This window comes from Bacillus sp. MYb56, assembly GCF_002976445.1.
GTDB lineage: Bacteria > Bacillota > Bacilli > Bacillales > Bacillaceae_G > Bacillus_A > Bacillus_A mycoides.
The window spans coordinates 19,802-44,685 of the sequence record NZ_PCOH01000003.1; the positions used below are offsets into that span (position 1 = coordinate 19,802).

The 24,884-nt window shown below is 35.1% G+C and carries 18 protein-coding genes, 1 pseudogene, 1 riboswitch and 1 other annotated feature; of the genes and pseudogenes, 5 read left to right on the forward strand and 14 right to left on the reverse strand.

Going from position 1 to position 24,884, the window contains the following annotated elements:
- Positions 1 to 155 precede the first annotated feature (155 nt).
- Positions 156 to 1,535 carry an S-layer homology domain-containing protein gene (locus tag CQ058_RS04840; protein ID WP_002189156.1) on the reverse strand — a complete coding sequence of 460 codons (1,380 nt, stop codon included), beginning with the start codon at positions 1,533 to 1,535 and terminating at the stop codon, positions 156 to 158.
- 257 nt (positions 1,536 to 1,792) lie between these two features.
- Complete coding sequence (locus CQ058_RS04845) at positions 1,793 to 3,037, reverse strand: N-acetylmuramoyl-L-alanine amidase (RefSeq protein WP_002189153.1); 1,245 nt, start codon at positions 3,035 to 3,037, stop codon at positions 1,793 to 1,795.
- 156 nt (positions 3,038 to 3,193) lie between these two features.
- Here CQ058_RS04845 and CQ058_RS04850 point away from each other — a divergent pair, with 156 nt between their 5' ends.
- Entirely contained in the window at positions 3,194 to 3,679 is a 486-nt protein-coding gene (locus CQ058_RS04850; RefSeq protein WP_002189152.1) for an 8-oxo-dGTP diphosphatase, read from the forward strand.
- Positions 3,680 to 3,706: 27 nt separating this feature from the next.
- Here the strand turns inward: CQ058_RS04850 and CQ058_RS04855 are convergent, their stop codons facing one another.
- The 3 genes from CQ058_RS04855 to CQ058_RS04865 are packed head-to-tail and all read right to left on the reverse strand — an operon-like array spanning position 3,707 to position 6,862.
- Positions 3,707 to 5,332 carry a YndJ family protein gene (locus tag CQ058_RS04855; RefSeq protein WP_002189148.1) on the reverse strand — a complete coding sequence of 542 codons (1,626 nt, stop codon included), beginning with the start codon at positions 5,330 to 5,332 and terminating at the stop codon, positions 3,707 to 3,709.
- A gap of 5 nt (positions 5,333 to 5,337) precedes the next feature.
- Complete coding sequence (locus CQ058_RS04860; protein WP_002126740.1) at positions 5,338 to 5,949, reverse strand: DUF4166 domain-containing protein; 612 nt, start codon at positions 5,947 to 5,949, stop codon at positions 5,338 to 5,340.
- A gap of 4 nt (positions 5,950 to 5,953) precedes the next feature.
- Positions 5,954 to 6,862 carry a DoxX-like family protein gene (locus CQ058_RS04865; protein WP_002189146.1) on the reverse strand — a complete coding sequence of 303 codons (909 nt, stop codon included), beginning with the start codon at positions 6,860 to 6,862 and terminating at the stop codon, positions 5,954 to 5,956.
- 192 nt (positions 6,863 to 7,054) lie between these two features.
- A riboswitch (Lysine riboswitch) is annotated at positions 7,055 to 7,241 on the forward strand.
- A gap of 201 nt (positions 7,242 to 7,442) precedes the next feature.
- On the opposite strand from CQ058_RS04865, the gene CQ058_RS04875 reads away from it, so the two are divergent.
- Positions 7,443 to 8,672, forward strand: a complete 1,230-nt coding sequence (locus CQ058_RS04875; protein ID WP_002189143.1) for an aspartate kinase — start codon at positions 7,443 to 7,445, stop codon at positions 8,670 to 8,672.
- A 280-nt stretch (positions 8,673 to 8,952) separates the two neighbouring features.
- The gene (locus CQ058_RS04880) at positions 8,953 to 9,405 is read left to right on the forward strand and encodes a VOC family protein (RefSeq protein WP_002189141.1); all 453 of its coding nucleotides are present in this window, start codon (positions 8,953 to 8,955) and stop codon (positions 9,403 to 9,405) included.
- 289 nt (positions 9,406 to 9,694) lie between these two features.
- Here CQ058_RS04880 and CQ058_RS04885 read toward each other — a convergent pair.
- Both CQ058_RS04885 and asnA read right to left on the reverse strand, forming a co-directional pair.
- A pseudogene (locus CQ058_RS04885) lies at positions 9,695 to 10,134 on the reverse strand (helix-turn-helix domain-containing protein).
- Between the two features lie 144 nt (positions 10,135 to 10,278).
- Complete coding sequence (gene asnA / locus CQ058_RS04890) at positions 10,279 to 11,262, reverse strand: aspartate--ammonia ligase (RefSeq protein WP_002189139.1); 984 nt, start codon at positions 11,260 to 11,262, stop codon at positions 10,279 to 10,281.
- 70 nt (positions 11,263 to 11,332) lie between these two features.
- Positions 11,333 to 11,592, reverse strand: a binding site (T-box leader).
- A 408-nt stretch (positions 11,593 to 12,000) separates the two neighbouring features.
- On the opposite strand from asnA, the gene CQ058_RS04905 reads away from it, so the two are divergent.
- Complete coding sequence (locus tag CQ058_RS04905; RefSeq protein WP_000047589.1) at positions 12,001 to 12,132, forward strand: DUF3934 family protein; 132 nt, start codon at positions 12,001 to 12,003, stop codon at positions 12,130 to 12,132.
- Between the two features lie 135 nt (positions 12,133 to 12,267).
- On the opposite strand, the gene CQ058_RS04910 is transcribed toward CQ058_RS04905, so the two are convergent.
- The 6 genes from CQ058_RS04910 to CQ058_RS04935 all read right to left on the reverse strand — a co-directional run bounded on the left by CQ058_RS04910 (position 12,268) and on the right by CQ058_RS04935 (position 22,401).
- The gene (locus CQ058_RS04910) at positions 12,268 to 15,462 is read right to left on the reverse strand and encodes a DEAD/DEAH box helicase (RefSeq protein WP_002193110.1); all 3,195 of its coding nucleotides are present in this window, start codon (positions 15,460 to 15,462) and stop codon (positions 12,268 to 12,270) included.
- A 118-nt stretch (positions 15,463 to 15,580) separates the two neighbouring features.
- On the reverse strand, positions 15,581 to 16,513 hold the full coding sequence (locus tag CQ058_RS04915; RefSeq protein WP_002189137.1) for a response regulator: 933 nt from the start codon (positions 16,511 to 16,513) through the stop codon (positions 15,581 to 15,583).
- A gap of 2 nt (positions 16,514 to 16,515) precedes the next feature.
- Positions 16,516 to 17,814, reverse strand: a complete 1,299-nt coding sequence (locus CQ058_RS04920) for a sensor histidine kinase (RefSeq protein WP_087946990.1) — start codon at positions 17,812 to 17,814, stop codon at positions 16,516 to 16,518.
- A gap of 64 nt (positions 17,815 to 17,878) precedes the next feature.
- Positions 17,879 to 19,591: an oxaloacetate-decarboxylating malate dehydrogenase gene (malS, locus tag CQ058_RS04925; protein WP_002012227.1), complete on the reverse strand. Its 1,713-nt coding sequence runs from the start codon at positions 19,589 to 19,591 to the stop codon at positions 17,879 to 17,881.
- 74 nt (positions 19,592 to 19,665) lie between these two features.
- Entirely contained in the window at positions 19,666 to 21,105 is a 1,440-nt protein-coding gene (gene aspA / locus CQ058_RS04930; protein WP_002012229.1) for an aspartate ammonia-lyase, read from the reverse strand.
- Between the two features lie 24 nt (positions 21,106 to 21,129).
- Positions 21,130 to 22,401, reverse strand: coding sequence for a cation:dicarboxylate symporter family transporter (locus CQ058_RS04935; RefSeq protein WP_002012230.1), 1,272 nt, complete (start codon positions 22,399 to 22,401; stop codon positions 21,130 to 21,132).
- A 380-nt stretch (positions 22,402 to 22,781) separates the two neighbouring features.
- On the opposite strand from CQ058_RS04935, the gene pyrH reads away from it, so the two are divergent.
- The gene (gene pyrH / locus CQ058_RS04940) at positions 22,782 to 23,522 is read left to right on the forward strand and encodes a UMP kinase (RefSeq protein ID WP_002168682.1); all 741 of its coding nucleotides are present in this window, start codon (positions 22,782 to 22,784) and stop codon (positions 23,520 to 23,522) included.
- Positions 23,523 to 23,578: 56 nt separating this feature from the next.
- On the opposite strand, the gene cls is transcribed toward pyrH, so the two are convergent.
- Positions 23,579 to 24,790, reverse strand: a complete 1,212-nt coding sequence (gene cls, locus CQ058_RS04945; protein WP_002189134.1) for a cardiolipin synthase — start codon at positions 24,788 to 24,790, stop codon at positions 23,579 to 23,581.
- Positions 24,791 to 24,884 lie beyond the last annotated feature (94 nt).

Sequence of the window (24,884 nt, forward strand, 5' to 3'; positions counted from 1 at the left end):
ACACAGAAAATTCAATCTTTAATAACTTTAATTATATATGAAACTGTTAAATTATTGGTAGAAATATAAAAAAGAAAATCATAATGAATCTACAAATATTACGTGTTGAATATAAATAAAAAAGGTGTCTTCATATATGAAAACACCTTTTTTATTTATAATTTTAAGTTCTTCTTCAATGTCCAATATTTTTCTTGAGCATTTTCAAGTGAGAATTCTACCCAGCCATTTGGATCTTCACGATATACATTTACTTTTGTACCATTTTCTAATTTTCCAACTTCATTTTGTGTAACATTTGGTACACTCTTTATTGGGTTGTTAAACGGGAATGGAACTTGATAGTAAGATCCTACTGATTGAACTGTAGCTTTCGCATCTTTTGCATAATCTTTATACGGAATTGTTTCGCCTAATGCATCTACATTTAATGTATTAGGGTTTTTCGGTAATCGTTTTACATTTTGATAATCTTTGTTATTGAAAGGCTTAATACGTTCCATAATATTAGCGATTTTGCCAGCCCATTCTTTATCAGTTGAATACATTACATTCATCGCAGGTAATGTGTAACCTTTGAAATACTTAGCACCTTGTTCTAAGTAATTCTTTCTCACATAATCAGCATTGTATGAAATACTTAATCCATAAGATGGTAAATATTTTGCATGTGCGAATGGATCCCAATCATACGCTCGTAGTCCAAATAAATTATGTTTACGATATGCAATTTCTGATTTCCCGTATCCAGACTCTAAGATTGCATGTGCTGCTAAATATAAAGAGTTCACGCCATACTCGTTTTGCGCTTTAATAAAGTCTTGTCCAACTCCAACAAGCGGACTATCGGGATGATATCTTTTAATATAATTATCAATCTCTTGAGCTGTTACATTAGAAGGTAATGTTACATCTAAATCGATATATGATGCCATGGCGTTATATAAAAATTGTGCATATTCTTCACGTGTTAAAACACCTGTTGGATTAAATGCACCTGCTCCATTACCTGCAGCAACACCGTTAGACTCTAATGCACTAATCGCTTCATTTGCCCAATGATCTTTCGGAACATCATTAAATGTATGATTAGCTTTTACTTTTAGTTTAAAGGCTTTCTGTAAAATTACAGCCATTTCAGCACGAGTTAAAGATTCTTTCGGTCTAAATGTTCCTTTACCATCACCTACGAAAATCCCCATATCTGTTAAAGCTAAAATTTCTTTTTGGAACATTGTTGTCCCTTCGTTAATATCAGAGTATGGATTTTTATATTCGCTTTTCGCTTCTGCCTTTAACGCGCGATACATTAATGCGGCTACTTGCTCACGAGTTACAACATCCCCGAATCCAAACTTACCATTATCATATCCTGCAATAATTTCTTTTGACGTTAAATTAGTAATTGCTTTATACGACCAATGACCTTTTGGAACGTCTGGAAAATCTTTTTCAGCTGCAAATGAAGTTGCCGGAGCCATCACTACTTGAAGTGCGACTGTCACTGCTAACACATTAGAAATAATTTTTTTCATATTTTTTAACACGTTATGTATATGCTTGTCCCGTGTTAACTTGCCTCCCTTTATAATAAAATTTTCCCTATCAAACTAACAAACTCTTAATTAGTCAACAGTAAAAGTATACGTGATACAAATAAACTAATCTACCATTATTTTATTTATAATCAGCATAATACGATATATCTTTTTATTTTGATACAAAATTATATAAACTCATATAAAAAGTCCATCATCTCTATATAGATGATGGACTTAACAATTAATATTTTTTATTTAGCTAAACGATATTTTGAAACATCGAAACCTTTCCACTCATAATAATCTAAAATCCCAGCATAAACTGCCTCTGCAGCAATTTGTCTTCCTGATTCAGTAGCTAATTTGCCATTATCTATATTATTATCAATAAAGGCAAGCTCTGTTAAAACTGCTGGTACTGTATTTTTATTTACTACATAAAATGAATGATCATCTTTTATATCTCTATCTCTTGTATGTAGTGCCTCTACTACTCGCTTTTGAATTTTTTTCGCTAATACTTCGCTATCCTTTTCAATCTGTGTCTCTTCTCCACGCTTGGATTTTTTATAGTAATACGTTTCTGTTCCATAACCATCATGATTTTCAGAAGAATTTGCATGAATGCTTACAAATATATCTCCATTGTTCTCTTGACCAAATTTCACTCGATTCGCAAGAGATTCATTTTTGTTACTTCCTGGATTTCCGTTCTCTTCACGTGTTAACAAAGCTTTTAAAGGTGTATTTTTCTCTAACAACTTCTGTAATCTTAAAGATGTATCAAATACAATTTTATTTTCCTCTACACCTTGCCCTGGATTCCCTGGATCAAATCCTCCATGACCAGGATCAATAATAACTACTTTTTCTACTAAAGGGTTACCTATTTTAAGAGAATCTGCCTTTTTAATAAATTGAGCTGCCTCTGCTTTAGTTAGAATTTTTTCAGGATCCCATTTATCACCAGTACCAACAGAAATCCCCAATTCAACTAGGATGTTAGCTTTTGCTTTACCCCAGCTTTTTTCTAAATCACTGAATTTAGTTGCTGGAGTACCATTTACTTTAGAATCTAATTTGTAAGCTTCTACAATAAGAGAGGCCATTGAAACTCGGTCAATTTTCCCAGTTGGATCAAATACGCCTGGGCCCTTCCCTTTAACAACACCAGCTTTTTCTACAGCTGCGATGTATGGGGTATACCATCCGTTTTGAGAGTCACCGAAAGATGGTTTAGCATCTTTATCGAATGGTAATTTTAAGATTTTAGCCATCATTGTAGCTGCTTCTGCACGAGTGATCTCTTTTCCAGGCTCGAACATTCCTTTCTCGTTACCTGTAACTGCGCCTTTTTCTGCTAAGTAGTTAATAGAATCTTCTGCCCAGTGCCCTGCTTGGACATCTGGAAACGTTTTTATTTGTGCGAAACTACTAGATGAATAAGATAATATACTAGCTGCGATTATTCCTGCTGCGATTATTCTATTTTTCATAGAATATATTCCCCTCTCAAGTACAATTTTTTATATAACAGAGTAATTATAGTTCTGAAAATTAGTACTAGTCAATTGCATTTTGTATAATTTTGTCTTATTATTGTATTTTTTGGAACAAATAACTATAGTTAAACTATAAGAGGGGAGATTCGTATGAGCAAGCATTGGAAAAGTATCGAACACCGCATTTATACAATGTGTATGATTCAGCATAATAATGAAGTATTACTAATACAACGGCCGGATCATCTAGGCTTCCCTGGTTACATCGCTCCGGGCGGAAAAGTAGATTTCCCAGAAAGTATCGTTCAAGCCGCTATAAGAGAAGTAAAAGAAGAAACTGGATTACTTGTTTCTAATTTAATCTTTAAAGGATTAGACGAATATGTAAATCCAAAAGAACAGGTTCGCTATATGGTTTTCAATTATTGGACAAATTCATTTGAAGGTAACCTTCTCCCTCACCCTCCAGAAGGAGAATTAGTATGGGTTCCAATTGACTCTGCGTTACAGCTTCCCATGCAAGAGTGGTTTAAAGAAAGATTCCCATTATTTTTTGAAAAAAGCACTTTCGAAATTCAACGTGTTTGGGATCGTGACTTAGATAAACAAGTTGCTATGACAATTACCCATACATAAAAAGCTTGGAATCTCTCCAAGCTTCTCTTACTTCTCCTCTATTTTCTTAATCTCATAATCAATTTCTAAAAACTTGACTCCGAATATCCACATTCTATGGTGAGCTGTTAACATTTGGTTCGCGCTCTCTTTAATGATAAATGTCTCTGCTAATGGTAAACGTATTGTAAAGAAACGAGTATATAAATAAATCCCCTCATCTCCCCTGCCATTCTCTCTTAACTTACTTGTAATGATTAAAGCATTATCATCATTGCATAATTTCAAAACTCCCGTCATATTCGAATATAGTAAAGGTAATCCGATATTCATATATGTCTCATTCTTATGTGTATGTTTTGAGTAAAGAGCTACAAAAATAGATTCTCCTGCTTCATTTTTTCTTAGCCAAGCCCTTACATTCTCTCTTCCATCCTTCTCATCTATTATCCCAATGATAGAGCCATGCATCGTTTCCCACTTGCCGCCCATTCCTAAATGTATTTGTCCTACACGCTTACTCATTTTCTCATAACAAAATGCAACCGGGCGGAACCAACGAGTCCATTTAATATGCGATTGTAACTCATACTCTTTTGTATTTTCATAAAAACGAATAATACTTAAAGGAATCTTCGTCATGTCAAATGCCTCACTATGAAAATCATTCATTTTATCAACTAAACCTTTGTATTCCTTGCTATCTATTAAATTTCTGTTATGTAAAAATGCTTCACCAACTGTCGCATTTCCTCTTAACCTGCTCATTGTTTTCCCGTAATATTTATAATTCGGAGTACTCTTTTCAATCATCCAACCAAGAAAAGCTGGTAACGCTACTCCAATTCCATTTACAACACCATGAATCCAAACCATTTGTGCAATTGTAATCGTCATTACTTGTTTGAAATTTCCGTATGAATATATGAGTGAAAATATTATTGTTACCATAAGTGTGCTGGATGAAAGAGTAAGGAGAATCTTTGCACTTATAGCATTGAATTTCGTTCTCCACACGTAAACTCCATATCCATAAATCGCACATAAATATATGAACACTGCAAAAAATTCAAATATCCTTGAGTATGTAATTCCTATCGCAACTGTCATAGGTGAAATGACTATGATAAACATAATAGCATCATACACTTTACTTCTCTTTTCTCTTTTCCTCCCTATTAAACCCGCTGATAATGGTAATAAAAACGCCGAATAATGAAAGTGTGCCGCTGTAAGTAAAACAATGTCAGAACTAAAGTGCATAATTGAAACCTTTGCTACTGAAGCAAAAAACCAAAAACCACCTAAAAACAAATAAATAAACGCACTATCGATAGCCGTCTCTTCTATCGGTTTCCATCCTCTTTCTAACAATCTACTTACACCAAATAACGCAACGATTCCTGTATATGCAAACCAAAGTAGCGCAAAGAAATAGTGATTTGTTACGAAAGCTAGCATTGCACTGATTGCTGCGATTGGATATAAAAACGATACAAATTTATAAAATAATACATACGATCCATTTCTTTTTTTCTTGTCAATAATACAAAAAGACATCGGTATAAATAACAAAATAGATAATAAAATAATTGCTTCAACTGGGTTTACATTTGACCACTCACATATTAGAAAAATAATATAGCAAGCAAGCCCAAATAGTATATTTTTCATATCGTTTATTCCCTTTCCACAAATGTTCCCTTATATGAAAATAACGAACCAATTAACGGATTCCGTACTTGTACATGAATTCGAAAACATTGCAGTGCATCATCATAACTTTCAACAATTTTTGCCTCTCCGTATAAAAATCTAGGTAACGGTATTTTTCTTCCAAACATAAAAAACCATTGTTTCTTTGAAGAAATATGCATCCCGCCTTTTTCATCAATATAAAAATTCAATGTAGAAACGAGTAAATGTGGCTCACCAAAATAATCTACAATTTCATTATTCTCTTCATCCAACTGCATAACAGCGTTAAAATATCTTTTCTTATTATGAAAATAAAAAGTACGATTCCACCGTACAAACTCATTTCCATGTTCATCTCGCTCAGCGGTATTATGTATCACAAACGGAACTTTTTGCCCTCGCTCAGAGAAAAACATTCGAAACTTCGATGTAATTTTTAATATTAATTTAACGAAAAAAGATCCTCCATAAATTTCATCCATTTCCCCTTCCCCAATAAAGCTATTTTCCTTTGTTATCGCATATCGTTCCTGCAATTTTGGATGAAGCCTTTTATAAGAATCCCCTAATAATCTTTCATAAATATTAACCATATACTTATCCCTTTCTCGTCCTCTTGCAATTTTTTGCGCTTGGCAAATTAGTGCTATTTATATAACCGACAATCGATAACCCTATTAGAAGAAAATTTAATGTAATCGGATTAAACGGTTGCGTAAAACTAGCGATATTCGTCGATCCTGCCGCTAATGTTAAAACTATCAACAATATAATATGCAATATAAATAGTTTTCGCTTTTGAAGTGGCAATAGCCACATAACACCCCATATTATTTCTAAAAATCCAACTATTTTAAGTATAAAAATACTACTTTCATTCGATCCGATTAGTGCAGAAAGCATCTTTACTTCTTCTGAATGAGTAAACATCAATTTCGGTACAATCCCTTGATATAACCATACGAAAGCAAATAAAAAGCAAACTAGCCAATACGTCATCGTTCTTCTAATTAGCAACTTAGGATGAAGTCCCTTTTCTAACCATAATTTTAAAGCATCAAAACTCCATGCTGTCGCCCAACCTAATAGTGGACGAAAAACATATAAATCTATCACATTTCCTATACGACCAAATCTCGTATCATAATCATATTGCGTTTCAAAATGAATATGTTCTTCATTCGGTGTATACTTCCAATAACCACGCCCTATTTGTATAAGTGATAATTGATTGTCTGTCCAAAATTTTAAAGAGGAAATGCGTTCTCCAGTTTCTTTTCTTATTTCACCTATCGATCCCCCTTCTCCGGCTATTTCAAGTCCAAATCCGATCTTTGTTTTATATAAAAACTTCTGTGGTTCTCCCTCTTTTTTTTCTAAATACGAAATCTCAGTAAAACGAGCATCCCACTCTGTATGTATATCAGGCTCTTGTGTATATGCCCATAGTTTCTCCATTGTTGTTTTCATTTCTGTGGCTACATAAATAGGCTTTTTCTTCCCCATCCTTCCACCTCCCATGCGCTATATTTTCAATGTACATGCAATGAATCGATTTTGCTACATTTTTCACAAACTAATTTAATAAAAAGATAGAATTTCAAAAAAATACAAAAAACACTTGATTCCCTGAAAAATTTAAATTATTATAAAACAAATGTTACCAACAACTTCATAAATCATACACTCTCGCCTAAAACGTGAGATAGAGGTTGCAACGCTTATAAGTATTCTAAAGGAGACACAGAGATGTCTATGAATTTAGAGGAAAGGAAGTGTTGCCGAAATTGATAAATTTCTCTGCATTTATCAATTGGGGCTGTTTTCGAATAGAAACAGAACTGTCATATGTACAGACGTGTACGTATGAAGAGCTATCTACAAAAAAGAGATATCATTTTTATGATATTCCTTTTTTGGCGGTTTTTTTATTAGCTCCGTTTTCTGTTTCCCTTTTCCTGTAACAGCACCATCCTCACTTATTTGAGATGGTGTTTTTTGTTTTTCTCTCTGGTAACTACAGGAATATTGGGATTTGTATATGTCCTAACCTATTCTTAAAAATGGACGAAAGAAGGAATTCGTAATGGAAACGATTGTACAAAAATTTGGCGGTACTTCTGTCGGAAGCGTCGAACGCATTCAACATGTAGCAAATTTAATTATTGAAGAATATGAACGAGGACATAGTATTGTCTCTGTCGTTTCAGCAATGGGAAAAAGTACGGATAAACTTGTAGCACTTGCTAACGCTATTACTGAAAATCCAAGTAAACGTGAAATGGATATGCTCCTATCTACAGGAGAACAAGTAACCATTTCATTATTAACAATGGCACTACAAACAAAAGGTTATAACGCAATTTCATTAACAGGATGGCAAGCTGATATTACGACAGAATCTGTACATAGTAGTGCACGGATTATTGACATTAACACTACTCGTATTCAGTCTCACCTTACTGAAGGCACGATTGTTATAGTAGCTGGTTTCCAAGGAGTAAGTGAAGAAAATGAAATTACCACACTTGGCCGCGGTGGCTCTGATACGACTGCTGTCGCATTAGCTGCTGCACTAAAAGCAAAAAAATGTGATATTTATACGGATGTGACCGGCGTATATACGACTGATCCACGAGTTGTACAAGATGCTTATAAATTAGATGAAATTTCTTATGACGAAATGTTAGAGCTTGCCAACCTCGGTGCTGGCGTATTACACCCACGCGCTGTTGAATTTGCTAAAAATCATAATGTAATTTTAGAAGTTCGCTCAAGTATGGAACAAGAAAACGGAACAATTGTAAGGGGAGAATGTAACATGGAACAACAATCAATCGTTAAAGGTATTGCATTTGAGGATAATATTACACGCGTCACAATTAAAGGATTAGAACAAGGTGCACTCTCAACAGTCTTCTCTACATTAGCAGCGGCACATATTAATGTAGATATCATCATTCAAAGTATTACAAATGAAGGAACTGTTCACCTCTCCTTCTCAATCCATTCTAATGATTTAAAAGAAACATTAGAGGTATTGGAACAAAATCAAGAAACACTTCACTATGAATCTGTAGAATATGAAAATCATTTAGCAAAAGTATCCATTGTAGGATCTGGTATGGTCTCTAATCCAGGTGTTGCTGCAAATATGTTCACTACTTTAAAAGAAGAAGATATTCATATTAAAATGGTAAGTACATCAGAAATTAAAGTATCTGTCGTTATTGACCGTCTTCATTTAGTAACGGGTGTTGAAGCACTTCATCAATCATTTATGGCGAAAATTGAGCCTTTAGTGCAAATGAGCTAATTTCCACCTGTAAAAATTAAAATAAATTATATTAATCTATTTCCTTCCTATATAAATAGAAAGCTGTTTGCATAGTGGAAAGTGAGAAAAAGGTTATTTAGTTTAAAATAAAGTCGTTTAAAGAACAATAAAATTGTTAAAAAATAGAAGAAAGTCATTCTATTCAACAATCAGGAAGTTATCTCCCACCTAACTTCCTCGCATTCGCCGAATTTTGAGGTGGGAGTCTTATTGCCCGCAAATAGCGGGATAAATTTTCACACATAAGGAGATAAAGACTATGACAAAAAACAAATTACTAAGAATGGACAATGTCAGCATCGTTGTAGAATCCCTTGATGACGCAATCTCTTTCTTCGAGGAGATTGGCTTGAACCTCGAAGGGCGAGCGACTGTCGAAGGTGAATGGGCTGGTCGCGTAACAGGATTAGGTACTCAGTGCGTGGAGATTGCTATGATGGTTACGCCAGATGGCCACAGCCGAATTGAACTTTCGCGATTTCTCACCCCACCTACTATAGCAGATCATCGGACAGCTCCTGTAAACGCCCTCGGTTATCTACGCGTCATGTTCACCGTTGAAGACATTGACGAAATGGTATCCAGACTTACTAAGCATGGTGCTCAGCTCGTTGGCGAAGTAGTTCAGTACGAGGACTCGTATCGACTCTGCTACATTCGTGGAACCGAAGGAATTCTAATCGGTTTGGCGGAACAACTCAGTAACAAATAAGTAAGTGACGTTTTATAAAAGGCCTTTACTGAAATATACATTACTGAAGTAAAAATATTTGAAGAAAATTCTTATTCAATAAAACTTAAATTTTCAACCCCGTCCTAACCTTAGAACGGGGCTATACTCGTTTGAGCTTTTAAAATTAAATAACTTTATTATCATTTTACACATAGATTTCAAGACTCTATACAAACAGCTTTTTAACATATTACCTATATCTAAAAATCGTTATAAAACAATTATATTATTCGCAATACCTTTACCTAGGAAATATAACGGACTCTTCTCACTTCTTATCATATATATCTTTTCCTTTAAATAACGAGCGAAATTCATTCAAAATAACTTTCTTCACGTCGGAATAAAAGACCATCATGAATAGCGCAGCCCCTAATAAAATCTCTTGAATTCCTTCGTAATCAATGAAAGCACTCATAATTAGCAAACCAAATCCAATATAAAAACCAAACTCATTCTCTTTCTCAAAATCCTCATCTTCTTCATCAATATGTATTTTCTCTTTAAAGTTTTGATTCCCTTTTATTAATTCATCGAGCGTAACGTTGTACATTTCGCTCAATAAAATTAAATTATCAATGTCAGGGTAACTTTTATCATTTTCCCACTTATACACCGCTTGCCTAGTTACACCGATTTTCTTTGTAACATCCTCTTGCGAAAAACCCTTTGACTCTCGTAGTTTTTTAGCTGTACTCCTAAGTTCATAACGTCCCCTCCTTTAACAAATTATTACATAAAAGGAGATAAAAAAGAAAGAAACTATTAGTAACACTCACTGTAAACCAGCAGTTTACACAATAAAAAAGGGAGAGTAACTCTATTTTCGAGCCACTCTCCCTCTCACTTATATTAAAACAAATGAATGTTTTCTTTCTTGCAAGCTTCACGTAAATCATCAGGCCATACAGAAGATTGAACTTCACCGATATGTGCTTTACGTAAGAAGTACATACACATTCTTGATTGGCCGATACCACCACCAATTGTTAATGGTAGTACGTCTTCTAAAATACCTTTATGGAAATCATACTCACGTTTGAAGTCTTCACCAGTTTTCATTAATTGCTCATCAAGTGCTTTACTATCAACACGAATTCCCATTGATGATAATTCGAACGAAGCTTGTAGTACTGGGTGCCAGAATAAAATGTCACCGTTTAATTTCCAATCATCATAATCGGATGCGCGTCCATCGTGCTTTTCACCTGAACGGAGTGCATCACCAATTCCAATAATAAAGACTGCACCGTGTTCTTTCGCAATCGCATGTTCACGATCTTTCGGTGTTAATTCTGGATATTTATCTTCCAGTTCTTGAGAAGTAATGAAAACAATTTCTTCTGGTAAATACTTTCCAAGGAACGGATACTTTTCAAATAAGTGATCTTCCAATTCTTTGAATATTCCATAAATTGTTTGTACTGTTTTTTGTAAGTAATCGACAGTACGCCATTCTTTTTGAACGATTTTTTCCCAATCCCATTGGTCAACATAAATGGAATGTGTTGCATCAAGTTCTTCATCACGACGAATCGCGTTCATGTTTGTATATAAACCTTCACCAGCTTCATATCCGTATTCATGTAATGCGAATCTTTTCCACTTCGCTAGTGAATGCACAATTTCTAATTCTTCTCCTGAATGTAACATATCAAATTCAATTGGACGTTCTACACCGTTTAAGTGATCGTTTAATCCTGATTTTTTCGTTACGAATAATGGTGCAGATACGCGGAATAGTTCAAGACGTTTTGCTAATTGATCCTCGAAAAATGTTTTAACTTCCTTAATTGCGATTTGAGTCTCTCTTACTGTCATTAATGATTGATACATGGTGGTTTCCTCCTAAAATGTTTGGATGTTGTGAAAAGAAGCCAACAAAAAAAGCCCTTCTTTCCCAAAAAACTGGGACGAAAGACTTTGGTTCCGCGGTACCACCCAAATTAGCAACAGAGGTTGCTCACTTATACAGTACGGAGATTAAAAAATCTCGATACTGTTCTTCTTGTAACGGCGAAGTTCCCGGCTAAGTCTACTTTCCTATAAAGGATTTCGGTTAGCGACTCCAGGAGGTTCTTCATAATAGGCTTCGTATCAGGCTCACACCGTCCCTGACTCGCTTAAACTACATCCTACTACTACTCGTCCTTTCATAGTCGTTTTATTGTCACATCTCTGAAACATTTTATTAATGATTATTCTATACAAAAAATAGATAAAGTCAACAAAAAGTTTTAAAAAATTTTTCAATTCTTTATTTTATGCCTTTACCGATTGTTCTTAATATAACATTTTTATTTCCTTTGTCTCTTCAATCCAAAAAACATTTCACTAATTGAAACTAACATATATACAACAACTAGTGTGATTGTTCGAAATATAGAATCCGCAGTATTTCTTATTATTTTCATTTTCTTTATAATTCCTTTCAGTTTACTCGCAATTTCATGATATACTATAGCATTCAAGCAGTTTGTTTTTATTTAAAGCAAGCATAGTCATTTATCGATAGTATTTTTCTAAAACATTGGCTATTATCAAATCAGATTTTTTATATAACGGAGTGATCATATGAGTAAAACGAAAGCAAAACCGAAAAAAGGTGTAGGACAAGGTACAGGAAGTAAAGGATGGAACCGTTGGCAATCAAGTGCGAAAAAGAAAGCTGCAAAACCATACAAAAGTAAAGGTACAAAGAAATAAAATAAATAGTGGGAGACGAACAACTCCCACTATTTAAAGTTTCACTTTATCTCTTTACTTTGTACAAAACAAAATATAATTATTACAACAAAAAAGCTATGCTTTCATCACTATGAAAGCATAGCTTTTTCCATATTAAATCATAAGAATATCGCGGATTTCTTCCTCCGTAATAGAAGATAACTTCTCTTCTCCCGGCTCGATAATTTCAGCGATTAAATTTTTCTTACTCTCTTGTAACTCGTGCATTTTTTCTTCAATTGTTCCATGTGCTACTAACTTAATCACTTGCACTGTATTTTTTTGTCCCATTCGATACGCTCTATCCGCAGCTTGTTGTTCAACAGCTGGATTCCACCACAAGTCGTACAATATAACTGTATCTGCACCTGTTAAATTTAGTCCTGTGCCACCAGCTTTTAACGAAATAAGAAATAGATCCCCTTCTCCTTCGTTAAACCGATTGCATAGCTCTACACGTTCTTGCGCTGGTGTACTCCCGTCTAAATAAAAGTATGGAACTGCTTGACGATTTAATTCACGTCCGATTATCGAAAGCATCTTCGTAAATTGGGAAAAGATAAGAATTCTCTTCCCTGTACTTCTGCATTCCTCCAAAATTTCTAGCAGCTGATCAAATTTAGCTGAACTACCTTTATAGTCATCAACAAACAAAGCAGGATGACAACAAATTTGCCGTAGTCTCGTTAAACCAGCTAAAACCCGAATTTTATTTTTACGTAACGTATCTTTATCCAAATGTTTTAACGTTTCTTCTCTTAACTTTGCTAAATAAGCTGCGTAAAGCCTCTTTTGATCTGGTAAAAGTTCTGATGATTGTAAGTGCTCAATTTTTTCTGGGAGTTCGTGTAATACATCACCCTTTAACCTTCTTAACACGAATGGTTTTACCCGCTTCGCAATATCTTCTCGTCTTAAATCACCGAACTCTTTTCTTCCCGGTAATAATTCTGGGAAGACAACGTGGAAGATAGACCATAGCTCTTCTAATGAATTTTCTACAGGTGTTCCTGTTAATCCAAAACGGTACTCCGCCTGCACTGTTTTTACCGCTCTTGCAGTTTGCGTCGTATGATTTTTAAATGCTTGTGCTTCATCAAGAAATAGCGTATGAAATGGCTGCGCATATAACCTTATATCTCTTCTCAGTAAAGGATATGACGTAATTACTACATCAAATTTCGTTATATCTTTTAAAATTTTTCGGCGCTCTGCTTGATTTCCATCGGCAATAACTGCTCTAATATGTGGAGCGAATTTTTTTAACTCGCTAAGCCAGTTGTAAACGAGGGACGACGGAGAAACAACTAATATAGGCAGTTTCTTCTCTCGAATTTCCGGCAAAACAGAGTCTATAAAAGCAATACTTTGCAACGTTTTCCCCAGTCCCATATCATCAGCTAAAATGCCGCCAAAACGATAATAGGCAAGTGTTTTCATCCACTGGAATCCGTATGTTTGATACTCTCTCATTATCGCATCTAAGCCACTTGGCACCGCAAACTTCAGCTTTTTAGGATTTTGAATGTTCTCTACCAATTCTTGAACAGACTCATCTAAACTTAATACGTTTCCTTCTTGCAGTGAATTCATCCATTTCACACTACGAATAAGAGGGACATCTATTTCTTCGCCCTTTAAAAATTCTTTTCGAATACTAGATTCTTTTATAAACTGATTAATACCATTAAACTCTTTACTCTCAAGTGATAGTAGAGCACCACTTGCTAAACGATAATATTTTCGTTTCTCCTCAAGAGCGACTAATACCCCTTTAATTTCTGCCTCTGGAATACCTTTTATATCAAAGCGGAATGATAACCAATCAATTCTCTCTTTCCTTCTAACTCTTATAAGAGGAGCTGTGTCTCCCTTATGAATTCGTAATTTGATGGCTGACGTCGCATAAATATCAACTAAACCTTTTAACGTTGGAACAGCATGATATAAAAAGTTATACTCAGCTTCTTCATTATGCATAAAATAACCGCCTTCCGTTTTCGCAAAGGCACTTTCACTCATAATGTCTAAAATCTCTTTTTCCTTTTTCTCATCACGATTAAAAACAGATGGCTGCCCATCCTCTTCTAACGGATTAATCACGACGTTTCCATAATGAAATTCGAGACCTGCTAACAAACGATTTTTCACTCGATCTAAATACAATTTTGCTTTTAGCGAAGGCGTTTCCACACAATCTGCTACTACCTCATCTATTCGCACAGTTCCTAGCTTCATTAACCCTGGTACAACTTTTGCTACAAAGTGCTCCATCTTATCTGCTGGAATATACAATTGGTTACTACTAGAACGATTCATCATTTTTTGTAATTCGATAAGCCGCTTACAATCCTCAGCGTTCAACTGATACAGTTTCCCTCCAAATAGAGCATAACTATACGTATCCATTACTTCTACTTGTTGTAAGCCGTCAATATAAAGTGTAAACCCACCGTTACTCCCTTTATTAAACTCAAAATGTAAAGGAAGTAGCCCTTTTGAAATTTGTAAACCATGAAAAGATTTTCCATCTTGATTAAGTCCCACAAACTCAACTTTAGAAAGTAAAGAAAGCATATCCTTCCATGAAGCTGGCGGTATTAAAATCATACTATCATCTTGTTTTGCATGTACTTCCAGTGTATCCTCATACATTTTTTCATTATGATAAATTTTAATGAGCTGCTGAATAATCGCATCCGTTTCTTGCCTGAAGCTATGTACATCTGGTGTGTATGTAAATTCATTGGAACAATGAAAAGTCTCTCTTTTCTCCACGTTAGAAAGAAATTCTCTAATATGATTTATAAAGTATGTTTTCGCAAGTTTTAACTGAATTCCAAGAAGGGCCCCACCGCTTTTCGTCGCTACTGGTGAACATATAAACGCAACATCTAATATTTCACGTGTATCAAAACGGTGTTGTTTACTTTTTGGCCGCAGTGGTTTGTCTGCAAACAACTGAAACATCCCGCTCGTTAATTGATCATTTCCGCTCATATTTTCGGACATGCCGCCCGTTTGCTGGTTATAATTTATTTGTATTAGTACGGCTGCAACATGTTGACAGTACGTTTGAAAAGACGCTAATGAAGGACAACTACATTTCGCAACAACATCACCTTTTTTAGCTTTTTCTACTGTAACATGAAAATCTTCATTCCCTTTTACCGTTGCCTCGCAAATTTCTTTATTTTCATCATAATGATCTATTATTACTTTATTTGATTTATAATAAGCTTCACCTCTTTTATATGAGGTCTCTCCGCATACTTCTTTAATAATCGATTTATTTAATGTAAAACTCATTTTTTGACACTTCCTTAATTTAAAACCAGTTTCTCTTAACTAACATTTTACATGCTCTACGAGAAAATATAAAATGTAGATTTAATAAAAAAAGATGCTCATTTATAAGCACCTTTTTTCACGCTATCTCCATCAACCGTTTCGCCTCAAAATACAACACTTGAATAAACTTTTTCGTATTAATTCGCGTATGTCCAGAAGTTGCTACTTCTTCTTTTTTCATTTCTGTCATCCGTTTTCTAACTACAGTGAAATCAAAAAATTTCGGAGCATAGCTTTCAAATTTCGGATTTGAAAAGTCTGTTAATCCAAGGGAAGCTAAGTGATTTAACGATTGATAAATCGCTCTACGTACCCTTTGTTCAGATGCTTTTCTCTCCTTATCTATATCTGCATCTGAAGCTATATTCTCTAATTTTCTTATAGTTATATGGTGAAAGATATCTTTTAACGCTGGAAATCCAAATTCAAATGTTTGTGCTTTTTCTTGTCCATATAAATATTCCAACATACTAAGTAAATCTTTACTTCCATTCTCTCCTGCAATACCGAGTTCTGATAATAAATAGCGCCCTGAATCTGCTATTCTTTTTCCTTCTTGCATTGGCTCATTTCGAACTTGCGGCTGTTCCCACTTAAAAACGTTATTCAATGATTTTTGAATATCATGTATAGAGCGCTCTAAACGAATACGTTCCATTACTTTACGTACAACAGACATAACCTCAATTTTATTTAATGGTTTTGTAATATAATATTCAACACCAAGTGTATACGCCTCACCAATAAGCTGTTTCGATTCAACTTGAGAAATCATAATGATTTTCCCTGTAAAAGAGGATGCAATATGGCGAACTGTTTCAATCCCATCTCGCATTGGCATTAATAAATCAATAAATAAAATATCTACTTTTTTAAAATTTAGTTGATCCGCTTCAATAAAAGCTCCATCTTCCGACTCTCCAATTACTTCCCCAAGATCGCCATCTTCAATAATTTGTGAAAGCATGGAGCGGAAAACTTCATCATCATCTACGATATAATAAAACAACTTTATTCTCCTTCCCGCTTTAAACTGCACTCCGGTAAACAAACGATAAACTTACACCCTCCGCCAGTTTCTCGGTCTTCTAATCTCACTTCTCCACCTAGCTCTGTTACCATTTCGTTTATGTAAGACAGTCCAATACCTGTTGAAGGTGTTCCCGTTTGATCATACTTTGAAGTAAATCCTGGCTTAAATACTAATTTCTTATACTTCTGTGCAATACCAGGACCATCGTCAATTACTTCGAAGAATATATGTTTATCTCGTTTATATAGCTTAATAATAATGAGACCTCTACCCTCAATTGCTTCAACTGCATTTGCAACTAAGTTATTAAAAATGGATAAGACCGTGTACACATGATATTCTGCATGCTCACCTTCTATATGTTCCGAAAAACGTATATCTTTTTCTAACATTTCAGCATATTTCTCATTAATTCTTACAATCATTTCCGCTAATTCATGTCCTTCTACATACTCAGCCACATTTTTATCTAATAACAGTTTAGATAGTCCTGCAAAAATTCTTTGATTATCCTTTTTGATTTCGTGCACTTCTCCTGCTATTTTTAATGCTGTTTTGCTATTTAAATCATCGTTCGCTTGTAAGTTTCGATATAGTTGATATGCTTCTTGTGTAATTAACTCAGCATTTTGTAACGTTTTTTTCAAATGGACAGATTCCACATATAAATTAGAGAGGTACATTAACATATTTTCATTTTCTTTTCGAACTTGTGATTCTTTTAACTTCGTTTCATATAAGTTCATCATATTTAAAAAACCAAGTGCAAAGAAACTACGGAAAATAGCAATAATAATTAGTTTATTCACTTCAGAAACTGTTATCGTTGTCCCCAGCACTAACATATGATAAAACGCAAGTTCAGACATACTTGCGATAATTTCAATTGTAATTCCAAGACATCCTATCACAATTGGCTTCTGATGAAACTTATTCACCCTACAAAGCGAAAAAAGACTTCCATAAATAAAATAATAAAAGAACACAGGATAACGCAAATAAAATGATTCTGTCATATGGAATGAACCTTGCAATACCCAGTCAAGACATACACGAAATAAGACTACAGATATACCTACAAGAATACCTGCAGCTGCTGCTGGCACTCTTCTTAAAAATAGTAATAAAAAGAAGAAAAGCGGTGTCCCGAAACTAACACGAAACATATCATTAAAAGGATGAAAATTCAGCTCTCCAGCAATCGGAACAACAACCATTAATATAATTAAAAGATACATATCTTTCTTCCATAATTGATTCCAATTCAAAGGTGCCACTTCCTATGCTTTTTTTCAATTGTAAAAGTGAAAGCCCGCTTATAATTATAAACGGGCTTTATTTCTATATTCTAACCTTTTCTACCGCTTTTATTTGGCGATACTCCGGTTCCCATATTGCTTCTTTTACTGCAATCTTAATATCGTCATCACTTAAGTTCTCTCTAGCAACACCTTCTGCAACTGCAACTTTCGCTACTTCAATCGCAACCAGTTCAGAGATATTACGTAACTCTTCAACTTCTGGCAAAATAGGCGCTCCTGGCTGACTTGTATCTACCATACTTGCAACTGCTTCTGCTGCTGCTGCGAACATTCCATCCGTCATGACGCTTGCACGAACAACAATTGTACCAAGACCTAGTCCTGGGAAAATAAGTGCGTTATTTGACTGTCCAATCACATACGTTACACCGTTATATGTAACCGGTTCAAACGGACTTCCTGTTGCAACTAATGCTTTTCCTTCTGTCCACTCGATTAAATCTGCTGGTTTCGCTTCAGCAAGTGGCGTTGGATTCGACATTGGTAAAATGATTGGTCTTTCTACGTGAGAAGCCATTTCTTTAATAATTTCCTCTTTAAATGCGCCTGCAACAGTAGATGTACCAATTAAAATTGTCGGTTTTACATGTTTCACAACTTCAGCAAGTCCGATAGCATCATTTTGTTTCCAATCACTTACTTCAGCTTCTTTTCTTGCATATGGAATTTGGAAATCAAGAAGATCTTCCATATTATCTGTAACCAACCCATTACGGTCAATACACCAGAAACGATTATGTGATTCTTCGTCTGATAAGCCGACACGAACCATTGCATCTCTTACTTGATCTGCGATACCGATTCCAGCCGTACCAGCACCAAACACAACTACACGGTGTTCACTTAACGGTACACCAGAAGCTTTTACTGCCGATAATACAGCAGCAAGTGAAACTGCCCCTGTACCTTGAATATCATCATTAAATGTACAAACGTCATGACGATATTTATCTAAAATTTTTCGTGCATTACGAGAACTGAAGTCTTCCCAATGTAGAAGTGCTTTCGGGAATTGTTTATTTACCGCTTGAACAAACGTATCAATAAATTCATCGTAAGCTTCACCTGTTATACGAGGGTGACGATTTCCAATATAAAATGGATTGTTTAATAATTCCTCACGATTTGTACCTACATCTAAAATTACCGGTAATACACGGCTAGGATCGATTCCAACTGCGGCCGTATATACAGCCAATTTCCCGATTGCGATGTTAATTCCACCAACACCCCAATCACCAATTCCTAATATACCTTCTCCATCCGTTACAACGACTAAATCAATGTTTTCAGCTGTTGCACCGATATTTGCAAATGCATCTTCAATACCTGATGGATCGTTAATTGATAAATAAATGCCACGTGGTTTACGGTATTCATGACTATATCTTTGAATTGCTACACCTACAGTTGGTGTATATACAATCGGTAACATTTCACGTAAATGCTCTGTTAAAATACGATAAAATAACACTTCATTTCGATCATGTAACGCTGTTAAGTATACATTCTTTAATAAATCATCCGGCTGAGAACTAAATTGTTCATATGCTCGGCGTGCTTGTTCTTCTAACGTTAAAACCGCTGGCGGTAATAACCCTTTTAAACCTAACTCTTCTCTTTCCTCTTGTGTGAAAGCTACCCCTTTATTTAAAAGTGGTGTTGATAATACTTCTGCTCCTCTTAATGTTGTTTCTAATGCACCATTAGAAGCCACTGTAAACTTACTCATAACATCCCTACCTCTATTCATATATAGCATTTCTATATTGTAAACAAAAAAGAGGGGATTGTCCCCCTCTTCTTTTAATTTTTCTTTAAAAGAGTTGCTCCTGCAATCCCTGGGTGTGTCATTTCGAATGGATCTAGAATTAACTCTAATTCTTCTTGTGACAATACACCATTTTTCACACATAGTTCTCGAACGGATTGCCCTGTCGCAATTGCTTCTTTCGCAACGCGAGCTGCTGCTTCATAGCCGATATGAGGGTTCACGGCTGTAATAATTCCTACACTCTTCTCAACGTACTCTTTTAAGCGATCTTCATTCGCTTCAATTCCTTTTAAGCAATTATCTGTAAAGGCACGGAAACCGTTATTCATAATGCTAATAGATTGAAGTAAGTTGAAAACAAGTACTGGTTCCATAACATTTAATTCTAATTGTCCTGCTTCTGAAGCAAGGCAAATGGTATGGTCGTTACCAATTACTTGGAACGCAATTTGATTAATTACTTCTGGCATAACAGGGTTTACTTTCCCTGGCATAATAGATGAACCTGGTTGACGAGCTGGTAGCATAATTTCCGCTAATCCAACGCGTGGACCTGATGCCATTAGACGAAGGTCGTTCGCAATTTTAGACATGTTCATCATACATACTTTAAGTGCTGCAGATACTTCAGTGTACGCATCCGTATTTTGAGTTGCATCTACTAAATCTTCTGCACCAACAAGTGGTAGTTCACTAATTGTAGCTAAATGTTTTACAACTGCTTCAATATATTCTGGATCTGCATTTAAGCCTGTACCAACTGCAGTTGCTCCCATATTTACTTCATATAAATGTTGACGTGATTGCTTGATACGTTTCATGTCACGTTCAAGTACGCGGGAGTATGCTTTAAATTCTTGTCCAAGACGAATTGGCACAGCATCTTGTAAATGTGTACGACCCATTTTAATAACATGATCGAACTGTTCTGCTTTTAATTCAAATACATCATGCATATAACCCATTGTTTGTAATAAGCCTTCTAATGCATTTAATGTTGCAATATGAATCGCTGTTGGGAATGCATCGTTTGTTGATTGTGCCATATTTACATGACTGTTTGGACTAATATAATCATAGTCTCCCTTTTCCATTCCTAATAATTCAAGGGCACGATTGGCAATGACTTCATTTGCGTTCATATTCATTGAAGTTCCTGCACCGCCCTGAATTGGATCAACGATGAAATGATCATGCCATTTCCCCTCAAGGATTTCTTGTGATGCTTCTGCGATAGCACCACCCTTTTTCAATTCCAATCTTCCTACATCTGCATTAGCAAGTGCTGCCGCTTTTTTTACAATTGCTAACGCTTTAATTAAACCTTCATGAACTTTGTATCCTGTAATCGGGAAATTCTCTACTGCACGCATTGTTTGTACACCGTAGTACGCATAATTTGGTACTTCTTTTTCACCTAAAAAATCTTTTTCAATTCGTACTCCATTTTTAACTTCAGTTAATGTTGCCATGATTACTCACTCCTTAACAATCTCTTACGCTGCTTTTGTTTGTTTGACCGTTTCTACATATTGTTTTGCTTTCTCATCATCGAATTCGCCTTCCCACTTCGACATAACAATGGCAGCTAATGCATTTCCTAATACATTGACAGCTGAGCGAATCATATCTAAAATGCGGTCAATTCCCGCAATTAATGCGATGCCTTCTAGCGGTAAGCCCATTGATCCTAACGTCGCTAATACAACAACGAATGATGCACCCGGAACTCCCGCCATACCTTTGGATGTTAACATGAGAACGAATAGTAGCGTTATTTGCTCCGTCAGTGACATGTGTACACCGTACATTTGTGCAACAAACAATGCCGCTAACGCTTGATAAATAGCTGATCCAGTCAAGTTAAATGTATAACCTGTCGGAATTACGAAAGAGGCAACTGCCTTTGGACAACCGAACTCTTCCATTTTTCTCATTATATTAGGTAAAACAGCTTCTGAACTTGCTGTCGTAAATGAAAGAATAAGTTCTTCTTTTAAAATTTTCATTAATGTAAAAATATTTACTCCAACCATTCGCGCATTAATACCTAATACAATCACAACGAATAGTATAACAGTTACGTATACAGCTAGCACTAGTTTTCCTAAAGGAAGTAGTGTTGCTACACCAAATTTTGCAACCGTAACAGCAATTAATGCGAATACACCAAATGGTGCGAATTTCATCACTTGATTTGTAACCCAGAACATCGCTTCGAGCACACCTTCAAAAAAGTTAAAAACAGGCTTTCCTTTTTCTCCGATTGCTGCGACTCCTAAACCGAATAGTACTGAGAAGAATATAATCGGTAATAAGTCACCTTGTGTAATAGACTCAAATATATTTTTCGGTACAATATGAACAATCGTTTCTGCAAAGCCTTTCTTCTCTGTTGCATCTGCTGTTTGTTTATAAGAAGAAATATCACTTTGCTGTAAATTACTCATATCAACGCCAGTACCTGGTTGGAATATATTTGCTGCAAGTAATCCCATTAAAATAGCAATCGTCGTAATAATTTCGAAATAAAGAATTGTCTTACCGCCCAGTTTCCCAAGCTTTTTCATATCACCTACACCAGCTACCGCAACAATTAATGCTGAAATAACAATCGGTACTACAATCATTTTAATTAAATGAATAAATATATCCCCAACTGGTGTGATATAAGAAATCGCCGTTTTATTGCCATAAAAGATTGCCCCTACTACAATCCCTAAAACAAGTGCGACAAAAATTTGTGTTGCCAATCCGAATTTTTTCATTTATGTTCATCCCCTTTTATGCGAACGCTTTCATTTCGTATTTATAAAAGCTTACTCACACATCATATAGGCGAACCTACAAAATCATACAAAAACCTACAAGTTCGTCACAAAAAATTCAAATTTATTTCTTATAATATTCATTGACACTTTTTTATAAAAAAGAAATAAAATAACCTTGATAAAACATCAGATTATTTCGTATAATCTAAAAGATATACGTATTCTAAATAAATGGGGATGAAAAGGAGTGGATGTTATGAAAAATCACGTGAAGAAGTTCATCATATCTATTTCTTTTCTATTTCATTTTCTTACGAAGGAACAAAGGCATTCGCCTTTGTTCCTTTTTTATTGCAATCTATATAGGGGGAATTGTTATGAAACCATATAAACGCGTCCTAATTAAACTAAGTGGCGGCGCACTTGCTGATCAATCTGGAAATAGCTTTAACTCCAAACGATTAGAACATATCGCAAACGAAATAATATCCATTATTGACCTAGATATCGAAGTATCCATTGTCATCGGCGGCGGTAACATTTTCAGAGGTCATCTAGCTGAAGAATGGGGAATTGATCGTGTAGAAGCTGATAATATCGGTACGCTAGGTACGATTATTAACAGCTTAATGCTTCGCGGCGTTTTAACAAGTAAAACAGATAGGGAAGTACGCGTTATGACTTCCATCCCTTTTAATGCAGTAGCTGAACCATATATTCGCCTACGTGCAGTACATCATTTAGATAACGGTTATGTTGTCATATTCGGTGGTGGTAACGGGCAACCATTCGTTACAACAGATTACCCAAGTGTACAAAGAGCCATTGAAATGAATAGCGACGCCATTTTAGTCGCAAAACAAGGGGTAGACGGTGTCTTTACAAGTGATCCAAAACATAATAAATCAGCGAAAATGTACAGTAAACTGAACTATAACGATATTGTTAGGCAAAACATACAAGTAATGGATCAAGCAGCTTTATTGCTTGCTCGAGATTATAATTTACCGGCACACGTCTTTAACTTTGATGAGCCTGGCGTTATGAAAAGAATTTGTTTAGGTGAACATGTTGGGACATTGATTAATGATGATGTATCGATGCTTGTGCATGAATAATAGTTATTCCCATCAAAAAAGGGTGTCCTTTATAGACACCCTTTCTTCCTTAATTATTATAAATAAAAATCAACTAATCCCGCCAACTTCTCCTTACAACGCTCCCAAAAAGATAAGTTATCAAAAAACTCTTTCGTCATTTCTTTCGAATCATTAAAATCCTCTATTAACGCCTTATTTACTTGCGCTACGATAGGACCACCATGAATATACAAATTCATCTCATCATTTATATAGAAGCTACGCGCAGTAAAGTTTGTTGTACCAATAACGGTTAATTCATTATCAATCAGCATTAACTTCCCATGAAACATCCCTTTTTTATAGCCATATACAGTAATCCCACTTTTAACAGCTTGACGTATGTAAGGATACGCCGCCTCTTTAATGAGAGGAATATCTGGTTTATATGACCAAAGTATTTTCACTGTAACACCACGCTTTTGCGCCCCAATTAAAGCATTCATTAATTCTTTATTTTTCGCTATAAAATAAGGCGTTGTAATTACAATCGAATGCTTCGCTTGTTTTATTAACTTTATATATTTTTCAGCGACATAATGTCCATTGTAACTAGCCATAGTATGTAACGTGTTCCCTTTACTAGCCTTATTCGTACTCCTCTTTATATCTTCTTTCGCATCTCGTTTCCAATCTAAAGCAAACTGTTCTTCTAAATCTTTCGCTCCTTCCCCTCTTATCCGTACATGATAGTCACGCCAATATCCAAATCGCTTATCTTTCCCTAAGTACTCATCCCCCATATTAAAGCCACCCGTATAGCCAATCTCCCCATCAATCGTCGTAATACGACGATGATTACGATGATGAAGTGAATAAAATCCGAATGGCAATTCAGGTTTTCTACTATATGTAAAATGTACACCACTTTCCCGCAATTCATTTTTCATCTTTCTTTCAAATGATAAATCATTAATGCGATCAACCGATAAATATACGTTTACTCCTTCTTTCGCCTTCTCCTTTAATAAGTTTAAAAAAGTATGGCTACTTTTATCATCCGATAAAATATAAAAATAAGTGTAAATAGATCGCTTCGCTTCACTTATATCAGTAAATAACTGTTTATAAAAGGACTTCCCTTCCACATATAATTGAAAGTCACTATAATGAGGCGCATACTCTGTCGGCATGTTTTTCCCGGCTTCCATTTTCCTTCCGAGCGTAACGTCAATATGCATCCAAATTAAAATAACAACGAAAATAGCAATAATAATAGAAGTAACTCGCAATATCTTTTTAATCATTTGGATTTCCTTCCGATCATATTACTTACTATTTCGTAGTGTTTCATTAAATTACTTTTTCATACGAAATGTATTCCTTACTTTTAATTACGAA